At 61.9% G+C, this 15,676-nt stretch carries 13 protein-coding genes and 5 tRNA genes; 8 read left to right on the top strand and 10 right to left on the bottom strand.

Going from position 1 to position 15,676, the window contains the following annotated elements; all coding sequences use genetic code 11:
• Nucleotides 1-20: 20 nt before the first annotated feature.
• Nucleotides 21-1,454, top strand: a complete 1,434-nt coding sequence (locus HA399_RS12700) for a hypothetical protein (RefSeq protein WP_404325167.1) — start codon at nucleotides 21-23, stop codon at nucleotides 1,452-1,454.
• Nucleotides 1,455-1,498: 44 nt separating this feature from the next.
• Here HA399_RS12700 and HA399_RS12695 read toward each other — a convergent pair whose 3' ends face one another.
• The 7 genes from HA399_RS12695 to uvrY all read right to left on the bottom strand — a co-directional run bounded on the left by HA399_RS12695 (nucleotide 1,499) and on the right by uvrY (nucleotide 7,032).
• Nucleotides 1,499-1,951 carry an STAS/SEC14 domain-containing protein gene (locus HA399_RS12695; RefSeq protein WP_404325166.1) on the bottom strand — a complete coding sequence of 151 codons (453 nt, stop codon included), beginning with the start codon at nucleotides 1,949-1,951 and terminating at the stop codon, nucleotides 1,499-1,501.
• 327 nt (nucleotides 1,952-2,278) lie between these two features.
• Nucleotides 2,279-2,363: transfer RNA gene (locus HA399_RS12690), tRNA-Leu, on the bottom strand.
• A 486-nt stretch (nucleotides 2,364-2,849) separates the two neighbouring features.
• A tRNA-Cys gene (locus tag HA399_RS12685) sits at nucleotides 2,850-2,923 on the bottom strand.
• 113 nt (nucleotides 2,924-3,036) lie between these two features.
• Nucleotides 3,037-3,111, bottom strand: a tRNA-Gly gene (locus HA399_RS12680).
• A gap of 156 nt (nucleotides 3,112-3,267) precedes the next feature.
• Complete coding sequence (pgsA, locus tag HA399_RS12675) at nucleotides 3,268-3,816, bottom strand: CDP-diacylglycerol--glycerol-3-phosphate 3-phosphatidyltransferase (RefSeq protein ID WP_043331361.1); 549 nt, start codon at nucleotides 3,814-3,816, stop codon at nucleotides 3,268-3,270.
• Nucleotides 3,817-4,065: 249 nt separating this feature from the next.
• Nucleotides 4,066-6,099: an excinuclease ABC subunit UvrC gene (gene uvrC / locus HA399_RS12670; RefSeq protein ID WP_225996311.1), complete on the bottom strand. Its 2,034-nt coding sequence runs from the start codon at nucleotides 6,097-6,099 to the stop codon at nucleotides 4,066-4,068.
• Nucleotides 6,100-6,369: 270 nt separating this feature from the next.
• Nucleotides 6,370-7,032 carry a UvrY/SirA/GacA family response regulator transcription factor gene (gene uvrY / locus HA399_RS12665; RefSeq protein ID WP_043331360.1) on the bottom strand — a complete coding sequence of 221 codons (663 nt, stop codon included), beginning with the start codon at nucleotides 7,030-7,032 and terminating at the stop codon, nucleotides 6,370-6,372.
• A gap of 300 nt (nucleotides 7,033-7,332) precedes the next feature.
• Between uvrY and HA399_RS12660 the strand changes: the two genes are divergently transcribed.
• The 3 genes from HA399_RS12660 (at nucleotide 7,333) to HA399_RS12650 (ending at nucleotide 8,696) form a co-directional block, all read left to right on the top strand.
• Nucleotides 7,333-7,408: transfer RNA gene (locus HA399_RS12660), tRNA-Ala, on the top strand.
• 74 nt (nucleotides 7,409-7,482) lie between these two features.
• Nucleotides 7,483-7,558: transfer RNA gene (locus tag HA399_RS12655), tRNA-Ala, on the top strand.
• Between the two features lie 265 nt (nucleotides 7,559-7,823).
• Nucleotides 7,824-8,696, top strand: a complete 873-nt coding sequence (locus HA399_RS12650) for an AraC family transcriptional regulator (protein WP_213114204.1) — start codon at nucleotides 7,824-7,826, stop codon at nucleotides 8,694-8,696.
• Nucleotides 8,697-8,782: 86 nt separating this feature from the next.
• Here the strand turns inward: HA399_RS12650 and HA399_RS12645 are convergent, their stop codons facing one another.
• Nucleotides 8,783-9,862 carry an ABC transporter ATP-binding protein gene (locus tag HA399_RS12645; RefSeq protein WP_054555527.1) on the bottom strand — a complete coding sequence of 360 codons (1,080 nt, stop codon included), beginning with the start codon at nucleotides 9,860-9,862 and terminating at the stop codon, nucleotides 8,783-8,785.
• A gap of 146 nt (nucleotides 9,863-10,008) precedes the next feature.
• A complete protein-coding gene (gene argF, locus HA399_RS12640) occupies nucleotides 10,009-10,926 on the bottom strand; it encodes an ornithine carbamoyltransferase (protein ID WP_043331358.1) in 918 nt (305 codons plus the stop codon).
• Between the two features lie 316 nt (nucleotides 10,927-11,242).
• On the opposite strand from argF, the gene grxD reads away from it, so the two are divergent.
• Nucleotides 11,243-11,575: a Grx4 family monothiol glutaredoxin gene (gene grxD / locus HA399_RS12635; protein WP_043331357.1), complete on the top strand. Its 333-nt coding sequence runs from the start codon at nucleotides 11,243-11,245 to the stop codon at nucleotides 11,573-11,575.
• A gap of 185 nt (nucleotides 11,576-11,760) precedes the next feature.
• Here grxD and rnt read toward each other — a convergent pair whose 3' ends face one another.
• Nucleotides 11,761-12,456, bottom strand: a complete 696-nt coding sequence (gene rnt / locus HA399_RS12630; RefSeq protein WP_054555724.1) for a ribonuclease T — start codon at nucleotides 12,454-12,456, stop codon at nucleotides 11,761-11,763.
• A gap of 117 nt (nucleotides 12,457-12,573) precedes the next feature.
• On the opposite strand from rnt, the gene HA399_RS12625 reads away from it, so the two are divergent.
• The 3 genes from HA399_RS12625 (at nucleotide 12,574) to HA399_RS12615 (ending at nucleotide 15,372) form a co-directional block, all read left to right on the top strand.
• The gene (locus HA399_RS12625; protein WP_404325165.1) at nucleotides 12,574-13,989 is read left to right on the top strand and encodes an argininosuccinate synthase; all 1,416 of its coding nucleotides are present in this window, start codon (nucleotides 12,574-12,576) and stop codon (nucleotides 13,987-13,989) included.
• Nucleotides 13,990-14,327: 338 nt separating this feature from the next.
• Nucleotides 14,328-14,615 (top strand): HlyU family transcriptional regulator, encoded by a 288-nt coding sequence (locus HA399_RS12620; protein ID WP_306424366.1) that lies wholly within the window; start codon nucleotides 14,328-14,330, stop codon nucleotides 14,613-14,615.
• 52 nt (nucleotides 14,616-14,667) lie between these two features.
• On the top strand, nucleotides 14,668-15,372 hold the full coding sequence (locus HA399_RS12615) for a glutathione S-transferase (protein ID WP_153636321.1): 705 nt from the start codon (nucleotides 14,668-14,670) through the stop codon (nucleotides 15,370-15,372).
• Nucleotides 15,373-15,676: the final 304 nt, after the last annotated feature.

Here is a 15,676-nt window from a genome sequence, read left to right as displayed (position 1 = left end):
TCTGACAAGGAGACAAGGATATGTCGTCACTCGATCAGCGCATGGGATACGCGCGCGCCAGACATCGCTGGCCCTTGAAGGTGGGGTTGGCGTTGCTCGCACTGGGGGCGTGCCTGAGCGTTTCCCTGTGGCTGGTGAGTCTTTGCCTGCCGATCCCTTTCGTCGATGAGGGAGTGCATTTCGCGCAGATTCGCCAGTTTCTCGCCGGCGACTGGAGTCAGCACCCCAAGCTGACCACCCTGACGCTGTATCACGCCAGCATGGCGGTGGCGCTGATGACACTCCAGACGTTGGGGGAGTGGCTCAATCTTCCTCTCGCGGCTGACACCCTGGCCGGACGCTGGCCTGAGATGCCCTCGGTGAACTGGGTGCGGGGCCTGTCGCTGCTAGGCTTCAGTGTCATGGCGTGCATGGCCTGGCGGGCGCTGCCGAGCGCCTATCGGCGCCTGGACCCCATGCTCGATGAGAGCGATGCCCAGCAACAGGCGAATCGTCAGAGCTGGCAGTGGCTATGGCTGCCGATCATCTTTCCCTATCTGGCGCTGGTGTATACCGACCCGTGGATCATCGTGCTGGTCGCGCTGCAGCTCGTCGCGCTGGTGCGTGAGCGGCGTCTGCTGTTGCTGGTGCTGATCCTGGCCGGTCTCGGCTTGCGGCAGGACAGCATCGTGCTGCTCGGGTTGTGGGGCGGTCTGTTGCTGTTCATGACGCATGCGCAGGCAGGGGCTGGGTCGCAGGCTGTCGGCATGGCGCCACCGCTGCGCTCGCCGCTATCCCAGCTTTCCGTCTGGTGGGGGCTGATCGTGCGCTGGTGGTGGGTGGCCGTGATTCCGGTGGCCGCCTTCATCGGATTTGTCGTCTGGAACGACGGCATTGCCATGGGCGATACCACGCGTCATCAGGCCGGTTGGCACACCGGCAATCTCGGCTATTACCTGGGCGTGATCGGCGTGGTGTTTCTGCCGTTGTGGTTGGCCGACTTGCCGAGGCAGTGGCATCTGCTGTGGCGTCTGTGCACCCGGGGTGCCTGGCCATGGCGGGGCATTCTGCTGCTGGGGGCGCTGGCGGGCGTGTGGGTCATGCTGGTGATGAGCTTTGAGGTGACGCATGACTACAATTTCCAGCGCTGGACGATCCGCAATAGCTGGCTGTTATGGCTCAATGAGCACCCGGTGGGGCTGTGGGTCACCATGCTGCTGACCACCAGCATGGCGCTCTGGTGGCTGAGGGCACCGCTGCGGCTCGGGCATGGTGGTCTGTTGCTGGTGATGCTCGCCTTGATGATCTGCACGCGGGAGCTGATCGAGACGCGCTACATGCTGCCCTTGATCACGGTCTTCCAGCTGCTGCGCTGTGCAGAGCGTCCGCAAGTGGAGCGCGCGATGAAGCTCTGGGCGATGGCGATGGGGGTGCTGATGCTGGCGGGATTGGTGCTGACGCGCACCCTGCCATGAGGCGGTGGCAGGGCGCTTTGGAGGCTCATTCGATGGCGGGGGCTTCAGGCCTGATGGTGTTTCGCCGCCGGGGTCTGGGCATCACGGCCGGCGGGGGCTTTGTCGGCACCAGCACCGATGCCAGAACCGCCACGCGGTGGCTCGGCGACCCAGGCATAGGCAGCCTCGCGCTCGTCGGGCGAGAAGTGGCGCACCTCGATGGAACGCACCAGATGCTTGCTGAACTCGGTGACATGACGCAGCCAGTCGGCCTTGCTGATGATGGCTTCGCGCTCGAAGTCTCCCAGGTGGCGCAGGGCATAGCCGATGTCATTGAGCAGGGCGGCGGGTGTGATCAGGCCAAAGCGCTCGATTTCCACCAGCAACGAGATTCGCTCATGGCGGGCCAGGCGTTCGTCGCATTCCTTGATGATGGGGGCGAGCGAGGCCTGATCGATATGTCCTGCGAGATGCAGGGCGACAACGTGATCGGCGGGACTCTTGAGCAGTGTCAGCATGTTTGGCTCCTGCACTGATGCATGTTGGCTGGGCGAGCCGTGCTGGAAGCCAGCGCTGGCGTCGCTACCTCTTCAGTGTAGTCGCATGTAAGCAGCTTGCTGGCGTCTGGCCAGGTGATTGTCGGTACTGTTCGTGTCGAGGAGCTGCCAGCAACGGTTACCTCTCTCGACGTCTGGCCGCGCGAGGCATGACGAGCGGAGTAGTGTTCAGGTTTGAAAAGTGACAGGCTCGAAATTTATCAGACATGAAAAGTGACAGGCATGAAAAAGCGCCGCCCCTCGTGAGAGGAGCGGCGCTCTTGAATTCAGTATGGCTCTTGCTTGATCTGGTACGGCCAGCCGGACTCGAACCGGCACGCCCGAAGGCAGGAGATTTTAAGTCTCCGGTGTCTACCGATTCCACCATGGCCGCGCAGACTGGCGCATAACTTATCATATTTCAGATCAAGGTCAACTTTAATGGCGATGACACTCTACTGAATGCGTGATTTAACTGACTGTTATGCAATGAAATTGCGACGGTCTGTGGTCATCGTGAGCGGTGACATTGAGGAGGGAAAGCAGAGCGATTTTCACCCGGCATGATCGCGGCAAGTGACGCGAAATGGCGCGCGGTGGAGGCGGGCAAGGAAACAGATAGCCAGTGCCAAGCGCGAAGATGTAAAGGGGAAGTCACTGACGGGGCCGGAACACTGTCAGAATCACTGGACAGATGAAAACAGAGAAATGATGTGGCAAGGCAGTGACTTGGCAAGGCGTAGAGCAGACGATAGCCAAGCGAAAAAGCATCAGGGTTGCAGCAATGTAAAGCGAAACAAGCAAGGGAGTGTGACGACCCGAAGGGGATGGGTGTCATATCCATTCCAGAAGGAAACAGGGGATGTTTCGGTATCTGAAATGGAGGCTGGAGTCGGAATCGAACCGGCGTACACGGAGTTGCAGTCCGCTGCATGACCACTCTGCCATCCAGCCTCAATGATCGAGATGTCAGTCGAAACTGATGTCTGATCCGAGGAGTATCCGCTGATGCTGCTGCAGATACATGAGTCAGTAAATCAGGTGAATGTTGCGCTACCTGGTGTTACTGGAGCGGGAAACGAGATTCGAACTCGCGACCCCAACCTTGGCAAGGTTGTGCTCTACCACTGAGCTATTCCCGCTGAACTCGAGGTCGAATTATACGGATAATTCCCATGCTGTCAAACAGTTAATGAAAAATTGTCTCGCGAGTCAGGTCACTGGAAACGAAAACGCCCACCGGCCATAGGGGCGGTGGGCGTTGAGGCATTCGCAGCATCTCGTGGCTGAACGGAGTGTCAGACCGAGCGCACCAGTTCCGGCCAGGCGGCACGCAGGTAGCTGATCATCGACCACAGCGTCAGCGCTGCCGAGATATACAGCAGGGCCAGGCCGGCATCGCCCCCGACACTGCCCGGAGCGAAGAACAGCAGCATGAACAGGGCCAGCATCTGGGCAGCCGTCTTCAGCTTGCCGACCCAGGACACCGCGACGCTGCCGCGCTTGCCGATCTCGGCCATCCACTCACGCAGCGCCGAGATGACGATCTCGCGACCGATGATGACCAGGCTCGGGATGGTCATCCACAGGCTGTCGTAGCGTTCGATCAGCAGGCCCAGTGCCACCGCGACCATCAGCTTGTCGGCGACGGGGTCCAGGAAGGCGCCGAAGGGCGTGGTCTGATTCCACAGGCGGGCCAGGTAGCCATCGAACCAGTCGGTGATGGCGGCCAGTGCGAAGAGCAGCGCCGTCAGCGGCAGGCTCCATGCATAAGGCAGATAGAAACATACCACCAGCAGCGGAATGAACAGGATGCGGATCAGAGTCAGGATATTGGGGATGCTCATCGTGACGGCACGAGTCCTTGCATGAAGCGTAGGTGGCTGGGCGCAATCGAGGGCGAGTCGAGACCCTGAAGAAAGCCGATCGATTGGCGCCGCACAAGTCGTCTATTCTAGCCTGCCGGCGGCGCATTCAGCCATGCCAAACGGCAGGTTATTCAAGCCAACGCTCTGTCACTCTTCCTTGAGCGTTGAGTCGATGGTGCCAGAGGCAGCCATGTCGTGCACGGGGGCAGCCATGCAGCGTCTGGTGGATCAGCCATGCAGCGCCTGGTGGATCAGCTCGGCGAGTGATTCGCTGATGCCGGGCACGCGCGCCAGTTCCGGCTTGGAGGCCTGCTTCACCCCCTGCAGGCCGCCGAAGAACTTGAGCAGCTCGCGGCGCCGCTTGGGGCCGACTCCCGCGATGCCCTCCAGGCTTGAGGTGCGCCGCGCCTTGTCACGCTTGGCGCGGTGACCGGCGATGGCGAAGCGGTGCGATTCATCGCGCACATGCTGGATCAAGTGCAGCGCCGGCGAGTGACTGTCGAGGTCCAGGGTGTCATGCACCGTCTCGATGAACAGCGTCTCGAGCCCTGCCTTGCGGGTGGTGCCCTTGGCCACCCCGAGCAGGATGATGTCGGTCACGCCGAGTGACTCGAACACCCCACGCGCCATGTTGAGCTGCCCCTTGCCGCCATCGACCAGCAGGATGTCCGGGCGCTTGCCTTCGCCTTCCTGCAGGCGCTTGAAGCGCCGCGTCAGTGCCTGTTGCATGGCGGCGTAGTCATCGCCAGCCGTCACGCCTTCGATATTGAAGCGGCGGTAATCCGACTTGATCGGCCCGTCATGATCGAAGACCACGCAGCTGGCCACGGTCGCCTCGCCATGACTGTGGGAAATGTCGAAGCATTCCAGGCGCTTGGGCACCTCATCGAGTCCCAGCGCATCGCGCAACGACAGGAAGCGGTTGGACAGCTGCTGGCGGCTGGCCAGCTGGGTGGCCAGATGTTGCTCGGCGTTGGTCTGCGCCAGTGTCAGCCACTGGGCGCGATGGCCGCGCACCTGATGCGCGACCCGTACCCGACGTTCGGCCTTCTCGCTCAAGGCGCCTTCCAGCAGGTTGGCGTCATCGAGGGCCAGCGAGGTCAGCACCTCATCGGGCATCTCCCTGTCCTGGCCGAGATAGTACTGGCTGACGAAGCTGGTCAGCAGCTCGCTACTGGTCAGGTCCAGGCCATTGCCGGGCGAGAAGTGGCGCGCACCGAGCATACGACCCTGACGGACCGAGACCACGCTGATGCAGAGCCCGCCGGGGCGCTCGGCCAGCGCCAGTATGTCGGCGTTGCCGGTGCCGGTGTCGACGTATTGCTTCTCCTGCATGCGGCGCAGCTGGGCGACCTGATCACGCAGGCGAGCCGCTTCCTCGAATTCCAGCCGCATGGCCGCGTCTTCCATCGCCTGGCTGAGCTCGTCGGTGACCTTGTCACTCTGGCCGTTCAGGCACATCACCGCATGTTCCATGTCGCGGCGATAATCCTGCTTGCTGATGTAGTCGACACACGGCGCGGTGCAGCGGTTGATCTGATATTGCAGGCACGGGCGCTCGCGGTGGGCGAACACCGAATCCTCGCAATTGCGCAGGCGGAAGATCTTCTGCATCAGGGTCAGTGATTCGCGTACCGCGACGCTGCTCGGGTAGGGGCCGAAGTAGCGTCCATCATTGCGCTTGTGGCGCACGCGCTTGAACTCCAGCGCCGGATAGTCGTGATGCTGGCTGATGAAGACGTAAGGGTAGGATTTGTCGTCGCGCAGCAGGATGTTGTAGGGCGGGCGTAGCTCCTTGATCAGGGTCTGCTCCAGTAGCAGGGCCTCGGTCTCGCTGCGCGTGATGGTGACCTGCACATCGGCGATGCGCCCGACCAGTGCCTGGGTCTTGGCATTCAGGCCGGTATTGCGAAAATAGCTGGAGAGGCGCGCCTTGAGGCGCTTGGCCTTGCCCACGTACAGCACGTCACCGGCGCTATCCAGCATGCGATAGATGCCGGGCGCGTCGCTGACATGCTTGAGGAAATGGCGGGCATCGAAGCCGGTCGCCTCGCTGCCCTGCAGCAGATCACTGCTCGCGTCGCTGGTGATCAGGCGGCTGGAGACGCGCGCGGCGTCACTGCGTGCGCGGCTGTCAGCCTGCGCGCTCGCTGAGGACGCAGGTTGGGCATCAGGCTGGCTGGCGGTGTCTGCCGGCTCCTCATTCTCGGGCGACTGAGAAGTGGTGTCCGTCATCGTGGGATCAGTGTGCTGCTTGGCCATGAGGTTCCTCGTCCAGAGATGCCTCGAGTCTATCAAACAAGGGCGATTGCTCGCAGGCATGGGGGCAACAGGGCCATGCTGCAATGCCTGCTGTCATGACCGGCGTCGGTCAGGACGTGCCATTCACGAACATCTCAGACAGAAACGCCTCATGCAACAACGCCACCCGGGGAAGGTGGCGTTGTTGCATGAGGCGTTGTCGGCGCTGCTCGGGAATGTCATGAGCAGCGCGGGCCTGCAGTGTGTGACGGGCTAGCAAGGTGTGCTTGTTCAAGCCTCGTCAGGACGGTCCAGCACGTAGTCATCCAGCAACTGGTGACGCATGGCCAGATGCGTCATCTCCACGTCGCTGGTCACGCCAAGCTTGTCGAAGATGCGATAGCGGTAGGTGTTGACCGTCTTCGGGCTCAGGTGCAGGCGGTCCGAGATCTCGCTGACGCGATGGCAATTGACGATCATCGTCGCCACCTGCAGTTCTCGGCTCGACAGCTGATCGAAGGGATTGCTGCGCTGGGTGTCCATGCCCGAGAACACCAGGCGCTGGGCGATTTCCGGGGACAGATAGCGTTCGCCAGCGGCCACCTGATGGATGGCGCGAATCATCTCGTCAAAGGGCGTGCCCTTGGAAATGAAGCCGAAGGCTCCCGCTTCCAGCAGGCGTTTGGCGAAGGACTCTTCCAGATAGGCGGTCAGCACGATGACTCTGACGTCGGGCAGGCTGCGCACGATCTTCTGTGTGGCTTCCAGGCCATCGACGCCGGGCATGCGAATGTCCATGAGCACGATATCCGGGCTGTGCTCACGGCAGAGTTTGATCGCGGTTTCGCCATCCGAGGCTTCTGCAATCACCTTGAGCCCATCCTCTAGCTCAATGGTACGGACGATGCTGGTACGCACCAGGTGGTGGTCGTCAGCGACAAGAACCTTGATCAAGGCGGCTCCAGTAAAGATGTCAATAAGCAGTGAAGTGAATGCGGGATCCAATGTACCCATTGGACAAGGGCTTGTCGATGCCCTGTCATCCAGTGCGTCGCGTTCAGGATAACCACTACTGATATAGTGCTAGCGTGTTACCTGCTCCTTGTCGTCGGCCGTGAGGCAGTGAGCGAGCCCCTTAAGGAAACCGTGCTCCGCGATGCGACCCGCAGACTTCGCGCACTCCACAAAGCGCAGCAAAAATAAGAGGTTGACGACGTATTCGTCGCTCTGTAACATGCGCTCCATCGTGAAGACGGGGCCTTAGCTCAGCTGGGAGAGCGCAACACTGGCAGTGTTGAGGTCAGCGGTTCGATCCCGCTAGGCTCCACCATGATTCACGACAAGCCTGTCCAGATTTCATGTGCCTCTTGCCTGCAAGTGACATGCGAAATGACAGTCTGATTCGGGGCCTTAGCTCAGCTGGGAGAGCGCAACACTGGCAGTGTTGAGGTCAGCGGTTCGATCCCGCTAGGCTCCACCAGAATTCTTGGAAAAGCGGTCATCCTTCGGGGTGGCCGCTTTTTTTGTGCCCGGCTTTCAGCTCGCTCCTTTCTGCAGCTCGCCCCTTTCTGCAGCTCGACCCTGTCTGCTTCACCTATATAGCCGCCGGTGCCCGGGTCTGCCAATACTGAGGGAGATATGCGAGAAATCTCACCCGGGTTCGTGATTGGCTGAAATTACCTATATTCGTTGCCTGATCGTCTCAAGTTGTTGATGAGAGGCAGGCCTGGCGCTAGATTGGCGACATGAGCAGACAAGAGATCACACGACTCGTGGCGAGCCTCGCCCACGAGGAAGGCATTCGAGAGACCGCAGTGAAGGGCGTGCAGCTCTTTCGCATGACGGAGCCCGTGCGTTGCGCACCGGCCATCTATGAACCCGCCGTGGTGGTGATCGTCAGCGGTGCCAAGGAGGCGATACTGGACGGCGAGCGGCATGTCTACGACAGCCGCCAGTATCTGTGCTGTCCCATCTCGATGCCGGTCGAGGCGGGCGCCCCCACGGCGTCGCCAGAGACACCGCTGCTGGGTGTCTACCTCTCGCTGGATACACGGGTGATGACGGAGCTTGCCATCGAGATGGAAAGCGCTGCGGGTCTCGTGCGCAAGCCGGGCAGTGGCCCGCTGCCGCCGGGGCTTGCCCTGGCGCATTGGGATGCCGCCTTCAGCGATGCCCTGTTGCGACTGCTGCAGGTGGCACAGAGCCCCGCCGATGCGGCGATATTGGGAGAAGGGCGGCTGCGGGAGCTTTACTACGCCGTCCTGAAGGGCGAGGCGGGGGAGTCGGCGCGACGTGCCTTCGGTGTGGGCAATGAGATCGCGCGGACAATCGATTACCTCTCCAGCCGACTGGATGAGCCGGTCAGCATTGAAGACATGGCCGGGCGGGTCGGCATGAGTCGCGCCGTCTTCCACCGCAAGTTCAAGCAGGCGACCACGATGTCGCCGATCCAGTTCGTGAAGTCCATGCGCCTCAATACCGCTGCCATGCAGATCGCCAATGGCAAGACCGTCAGCGAGGCGGCCATGGCCGTGGGCTATGTGAGCTCCTCGCAATTCAGTCGCGAATTCAAGCGTCTGTACGGGCAATCGCCCAAGCAATGGAGTCAGTTCAAATAGCGACACGCCACCAGCGGGGCATGAAAAAACGGCCATCCGAAAGGAGGCCGTTTTTTCATGGCTGAAGATCATCCTGCGCGTAGGAGCTAGAGCACCGCTTCGCTCTCCTCGACACGCTCGAAGAGGATCAGGTGATCGGCTTGGATACGCAGCATGACCTGCTCGCCGGGCTGATAGTCGTGATGGCTGTTGAAGGCCGCCTCGACTTCCCGCCCGGAAGGCAGCGCCAGTCTATAGAGGGTGCTGGTGCCGGCGAAGGTCGCGCTGAGCACGCGCGCCTTGAGGTCGGTGGCTTCCGAGTCCCCTTCGGCCAGCACCAGGTCATCCGGGCGCAGCAGCACATCCACCGGCGTGCCGGGCGCATACGGATAGGCACGGTTGCCGCGAATCACGCCCAGCTCCGTGCTCACGCATTCGTTGTCCTTCAGCGTGCCGGGGATGAAATAGCCCTGGCCGATGAAGTTGGCGACGAAGCGCGTGGCGGGTTCGTGATACAGATTGAACGGCGTGTCCCACTGCTGCAGATGACCGCCGTGGATCACGCCGATCTGGTCGGCCATCGCGAAGGCCTCATTCTGATCATGCGTGACCAGCACCGCGCTGATGCCGAGGTGCTTGAGAATCCGCCGCACCTCCTGACTCAGCTGACGACGCAGCTCCACGTCCAGATTCGAGAACGGCTCATCGAGCAGCAGGATGCGCGGCTCCGGTGCCAGCGCGCGGGCCAGGGCCACGCGCTGCTGCTGGCCACCGGACAGCTCATGCGGGAAGCGCTCGCCGAGATGGGCAAGGCCGACCAGCGTCAGCAGCTCCGTCACCTTGTCATTGCGCGCTTCACGCGTCATGCGGCGCACGCCGAAGGCCACGTTGTCCGCCACGCTCAGGTGGGGGAACAGCGCGTAATCCTGAAAGACCATGCCGACATGGCGTTGCTCCGGCGCGGTCAGGTGAGTCGCGCTGGACAGCACCTCGCCTTCGAGACGAATCTCGCCCATCGCTACCGGTTCGAAGCCGGCAATCGCGCGCAGCAGCGTGGTCTTGCCGCAGCCGGAGGGGCCGAGCAGGCAGGCAATGTCACCCTTGTTGAGGGAGAAATTGATGTCGCGAGTCACGACGGTGGTGTCGTAGCGACATTCCAGCGAATCGATCTGAAGGAGCGGTTGCATGATGGCAGGTCAGTCCGGATGGCGATGAAGGCAGCGGAGCAGGGGAGTGTCCGTCTCGCTTGAGCATACGTGAGCGCCGCCTGCGTGGATGCAGGCGGCGGCAAGGCACCCCTTCGGCTTGCTGAGCGGCGGCTCAGCCTTGAGGCTCAGTCCTGGCGACCCAGCATCAGGAACTCGAGCAGTGCCTTCTGGGCGTGCAGGCGATTGCCCGCTTCCTGCCAGACGACGGCGCGCGGGTCATCCAGTAGACCCATGCTGATCTCTTCGCCGCGGTGTGCCGGCAGGCAGTGCAGGAAGATGACGTCGTCGGCGGCCTTGTCGAGCATGGCTTCATCGACCTGGAAACCGGCGAAGTCGGCTTCACGCTTGAGCTGCTCTTCTTCCTGGCCCATGGAGGCCCAGACATCGGTGGTCACCAGGTCCGCGCCCTGCACGGCTTGCTGCGGGTCACGATGGATGCTGACGCGCTGGCCAGCTGCCGCGACGATCTCGCTGTCCGGCTCGTAGCCTTCCGGGCAGCAGATGCGCAGATTGAAATCGAACTGACGCGCGGCGTTGATCCAGGAATGGCACATGTTGTTGCCATCGCCGATCCAGACCGCTGTCTTGCCCTTCACGGAGCCACGGCATTCGGTCCAGGTCATCACGTCGGCCAGCAGCTGGCAAGGATGATAGTCGTCGGTCAGCGCATTGATGACCGGCACGCTGGAGGCGTCGGCGAAGGCTTCGATGTCGGAGTGGGCGAAGGTGCGGATCATCACGCCATCGACCATCTCGGAGAGCACGCGTGCGGTGTCGCCGATCGGCTCGCCACGGCCCAGCTGGGTGTCGCGCGGCGACAGGAACAGCGCATGGCCACCGAATTGCGCCATGGCCGTCTCGAAGGACACGCGGGTGCGCGTGGAGGACTTCTCGAAGATCATCGCCAGGGTGCGGTTGGCGAACGGCGTATAGACCGGACCTTCCTTCTTCAGCCCATCCTTGATGGTGATGGCGCGCTGGATGAGGTAGTCGAGTTCTTCCGGGGAAAGGTCAAGCAGGGTCAGAAAGTGCCGGGTGGCCATCGAGCGGGCTCCTGTCAGGGTCTCGGGCAGCACCATCGAAAAGGGCGCCATGCGTCGGAGGGAAGGAAGTCGCCGACGATCACGGCGCCCGGATGGCGCTGCCTGTCAAAAGAGCCATCCTAGCCAGCTCGGCTCGAGCGTGCAACGCTCACGCCGTTATCAGGGCGGCCATGACGCGCGCTGCAGGGCCGATGCGCGCTGCTGCAGACAGCAATCCACAACTCGGGCACTATCGGGGGCTGAATTCATGGCTTACCCCCAGTAGAATGAGGGAATGACACTCACGGGCCTTGCGCCCACCGTCCGAGGATTGCACATGAGCACTACCATCGAATCGATCGAAAAGCAGATTGGCGAGAACCCGATCCTCCTGTACATGAAGGGCACTCCGCAGCTGCCGCAGTGTGGTTTCTCTGCGCAGACCGTGCAGGCCGTCATGTCCTGCGGCGAGCGTTTCGCCTTCGTCAACATTCTCGACAACCCGGACATCCGCGCCGAGCTGCCGAAATACGCCAACTGGCCGACCTTCCCGCAGCTGTGGGTCAACGGCGAGCTGGTCGGCGGTTGCGACATCGTGGTCGAGATGTACCAGAGCGGCGAACTGGAGCCGCTGATCAAGCAGGCCGCTCAGGAAGCGTCTGCCGAGTGATCGGCATCTTCTGATCCGCGTCTTCTGATAGGAGTCGCTCTGATCAGGCTCGCTTTGATCAGTCTCGCTCTGAGCCCAGCAGTGCCGAGCAGAAAAAACGCCCCCGCAGCCTGGCTGCGGGGGCGTTTTCATGTCTGGCTCTCAGAGAGTCTGTCAGCCGGAGAAGCTGTCAGAAGTTCTGCCAGTCAGGGCGCGGGCGCGTCGAGCGAGGCCGGCACCTCGTCATTCATGCCCTGTTCCTTCATCGCCAGGTCCCAGCCGCCCAGGTCCTTGAAGCGGTTGACCATCGCGCAGAACAGCTCCGCGGTGCGTTCGGTGTCATAACGCGCCGAGTGGGCGGAGGCATTGTCGAACTCGATGCCGGCGGCGCGGCAGGCGCGGGCCAGTACCGTCTGGCCATAGACCAGACCCGCAAGCGAAGCGGTATCGAAGCACGAGAACGGGTGGAACGGATTGCGCTTGATACCGCAACGCTCGACCGCCGCGTTCAAAAAGCCCTGATCGAAGGCCGCATTGTGGCCGACCAGCACCGCACGCGTGCAGCCGTGCGCCTTGATGGCCTTGCGCACCGGGCTGAAGATCTCGCCCAGCGCCTGATTCTCGGCCACCGCGACCTGCTTGCGCACCGGGTTGTCGAGATCGATACCGGTGAAATCCAGTGCCGACTGTTCGATGTTGGCGCCCTCGAAGGGGGCCACGTGGAAGGCATAGGTCGCATCCGGCACCATGTTGCCATCGTCGTCCATGGTCAGCGTGACGGCAGCGATCTCGAGCAGTGCATCACCGGCGGCATTGAAACCACCCGTCTCGAGGTCGACCACCACTGGCAGAAAGCCACGGAAGCGCTGTGCCATCTGCGTGCGCTCGCTCGCCTGGGTCATCAAGATCTCCAATCCCGTCATAGCATCTCGTGCTGCGTCGTGCGTATTGCCGACGCTCAAGGTGGCCAATTGTAGCAGGGCGAAAAGGGCGCGTCGCGGCGCTGGCCGCGTGCCGGGATGTCTCTCGCCCTCCTGGCAGTATCGGTGAGGTGCCAGCCTCGCTATAATCGGCGTCACATCGTGATTCGGGTAGATGAGCGGCTGCGCTTGCGCGGCCTTCGCTCGTCTGGACCGGGCGATCCAACCCCACCTGCGGCCACGGCGTTCATCAGTGGTACGCGGGAACTACAAGCATCAACTCAGGAGTCAAGCATGTCCGACGTGCAAAAGGTCGTTCTCGCCTACTCCGGCGGCCTGGACACTTCAGTCATCGTCAAGTGGCTGCAGGAAACCTACAACTGTGAAGTCGTGACTTTCACAGCTGACCTCGGTCAGGGCGAGGAAGTCGAGCCGGCGCGTGCCAAGGCAGAAGCCCTCGGCGTGAAGGAGATCTACATCGAAGACCTGCGCGAGACCTTCGTCCGCGATTACGTCTTCCCGATGTTCCGTGCCAACGCCATCTATGAAGGCGAGTACCTGCTGGGCACCTCCATCGCACGTCCGCTGATCGCGCGTCGTCTGGTCGAGATCGCCAACGAGACCGGCGCCGACGCCATCTCTCACGGCGCGACCGGCAAGGGCAACGACCAGGTGCGTTTCGAGCTGGGCGCCTACGCGCTGAAGCCGGGCATCCAGGTCATCGCGCCGTGGCGTGAGTGGGACCTGAACTCCCGCGAGAAGTTGATGGAATACTGCGAGCAGCACGGTATCGAAGTCGACTACGCCAAGAACAAGAAGAAGTCTCCGTACTCCATGGACGCGAACCTTCTGCACATCTCCTATGAAGGTGGCGTGCTGGAAGACCCGTGGACCGAGTGCGAAGAAGAGATGTGGCGCTGGAGCGTCAGCCCGGAGCAGGCGCCGAATGACGCGACCTACATCGATCTGACCTACACCAAGGGCGACATCACTGCCATCGACGGCAAGGAAATGGCCGCTCACGAAGTGCTCGAGTACCTGAACAAGGTCGGCGGCGCCAACGGCATCGGCCGTCTCGACATCGTCGAGAACCGTTACGTCGGCATGAAGTCGCGTGGCTGCTACGAAACACCGGGCGGCACCATCATGATGCGTGCTCACCGTGCCATCGAATCCATCACTCTGGACCGCGAAGCGGCCCACCTGAAGGATGAGATGATGCCCAAGTACGCTGAGCTGGTGTACAACGGCTACTGGTGGAGCCCGGAGCGTCGCATGCTGCAGGCGGCCATCGATGAGTCCCAGAAGGTCGTCAACGGCGTCGTGCGTCTCAAGCTCTACAAGGGCAACGTGATCGTCGTCGGCCGTCAGTCCGAAGACTCGCTGTTCGATGCGTCCATCGCGACCTTCGAAGACGATGCGGGCGCCTACGACCAGAAAGATGCTGCCGGCTTCATCAAGCTGAACTCCCTGCGCCTGCGTATCGCGGCCAGCAAGGGACGTGGCATCGAGTAATCTCTGATCCGATAGCCTGATCTCGGAACACCATGACGCCGGCCCCTGCTGCAGCCATTCGCTGCCATAGGGGTCGGCGTCGTGCTATCCGGCTGTCGGTGCCACGTTATCCGGCTGTCGTATCGCGCTTTAGGCGGCCAGAGTCGGCTACCAGAGCCGGGCGCGCTTTCGTCTGATGAGGTGCTGCTCATCCAGGGCACGCATGGCGCTCAGGGGCGTTGCTGAGCGCTTTTCTCCCCCGTGGGTGCATGCGATGCTGACAGAAGCCTCTTTTCATTGTCATTTCTGCACGTAGATTGCCGGCGACCGTCATGGCGGCCGGCCAAGGAAGATATCTCATGCTGGGTATGCTGAAGAAACTGTTTGCCGCAGGCGAGCCTGCGCCGGTCAAGGAACCGGAAGCCACCGAATACAAGGGCTATCTGATCGTGGCGATGCCGCAGAAGCACGATGGTCAATACCGGGTGTCGGGCGTGATCCGCAAGCCGGTGGAAGGCGGCGAGATGCTGGAGCACCGCTTCGAGCGCTCCGACACCGTGCCGGGCGAAGAGGGCGCCGTGGAGCTGACCCTGCTCAAGGCGAAGCGCACCATCGATGACCTGGGTGACAGCATCTTCGAGCGCTGATCGCCCCGGAGCTGACCGCTGAGCACTTGCCCCCACCTTCAGGAGCACGCCCATGATCACGGTTCACCATCTGGAAAACTCGCGCTCGCAGCGCATCCTGTGGCTGCTGGAAGAGTTGAATCTTGAATACCGTCTGCAGACCTATGCCCGCGACAGCAACAGCATGCGTGCGCCCAAGGCGCTGAAGGAGATTCACCCGCTGGGCAAGGCGCCGATCATCACCGACACCACGCTGGCGGGAGAGAATGCCGAGCCGGTGGTGGTCGCCGAGTCCGGTGCGATCATCGAATACCTGATCGATCTGTACGCCGGCCAGGGCAGCGGCAGCACTGCCCATCTGCGCCCGCCCGCCGGCAGCCAGGCCGAGCGTGACTACCGCTTCTGGCTGCACTTCGCCGAAGGCTCGGCGATGCTGCCGCTGATGCTCAGACTGGTGTTCTCGCGTCTCGACAAGCCGCCGGTGCCGTGGCTGGTGCGCCCGATCGCGCGCAAGCTGGCCAAGGGGGTGAATGACAGCTTCATCAGCCCGGAGATCAAGGCGCATCTCGCCTACATGGATACCTGTCTCGAGCATCGCCAGTGGCTTGCCGGGGACTCGCTGACAGGTGCCGATATCCAGATGAGCTTCCCGATCCAGGCGCTCGATGCGCGCCAGGGGCTCAAGAATCACCCGAATATCCAGGAATGGCTGGCCCGCATCCGTCAGCGCGAGGCCTTTCAGCGTGCCGTGGCCAAGGGTGGCGAGCTGGCGCTCTGACGCGCTGATGCTTTTGCGCCCTGATGACCTGACGCCCTGACGCCCTGATGACCTGATGACCTGATGACCTGATGACCTGATGCGCTGATGCTCGGGCGCGCTGTGCAAATATCATATGGCATGCGCATTTTTGCGCTATTGATGTGATTTAGACTTTCGTCGGGATTCTTTCGGCATTCGGGCTGTCACATCTGGACGTTATATCGATAGGTTCTGTTTTAGGTATCTAAGCTACAGTTAGTGCTTATTGACCTCAGTCGGGTGACAACCGCCCAGTCACCAGGCTGGGCGGCGAAGCGCCAAG

Source organism: Cobetia sp. UIB-001, from assembly GCF_044789135.1.
Taxonomy (GTDB): domain Bacteria; phylum Pseudomonadota; class Gammaproteobacteria; order Pseudomonadales; family Halomonadaceae; genus Cobetia; species Cobetia amphilecti.
The sequence above is the reverse complement of the archived record's forward strand: the minus strand, read 5'-3'. Positions and strand labels throughout refer to the sequence as shown.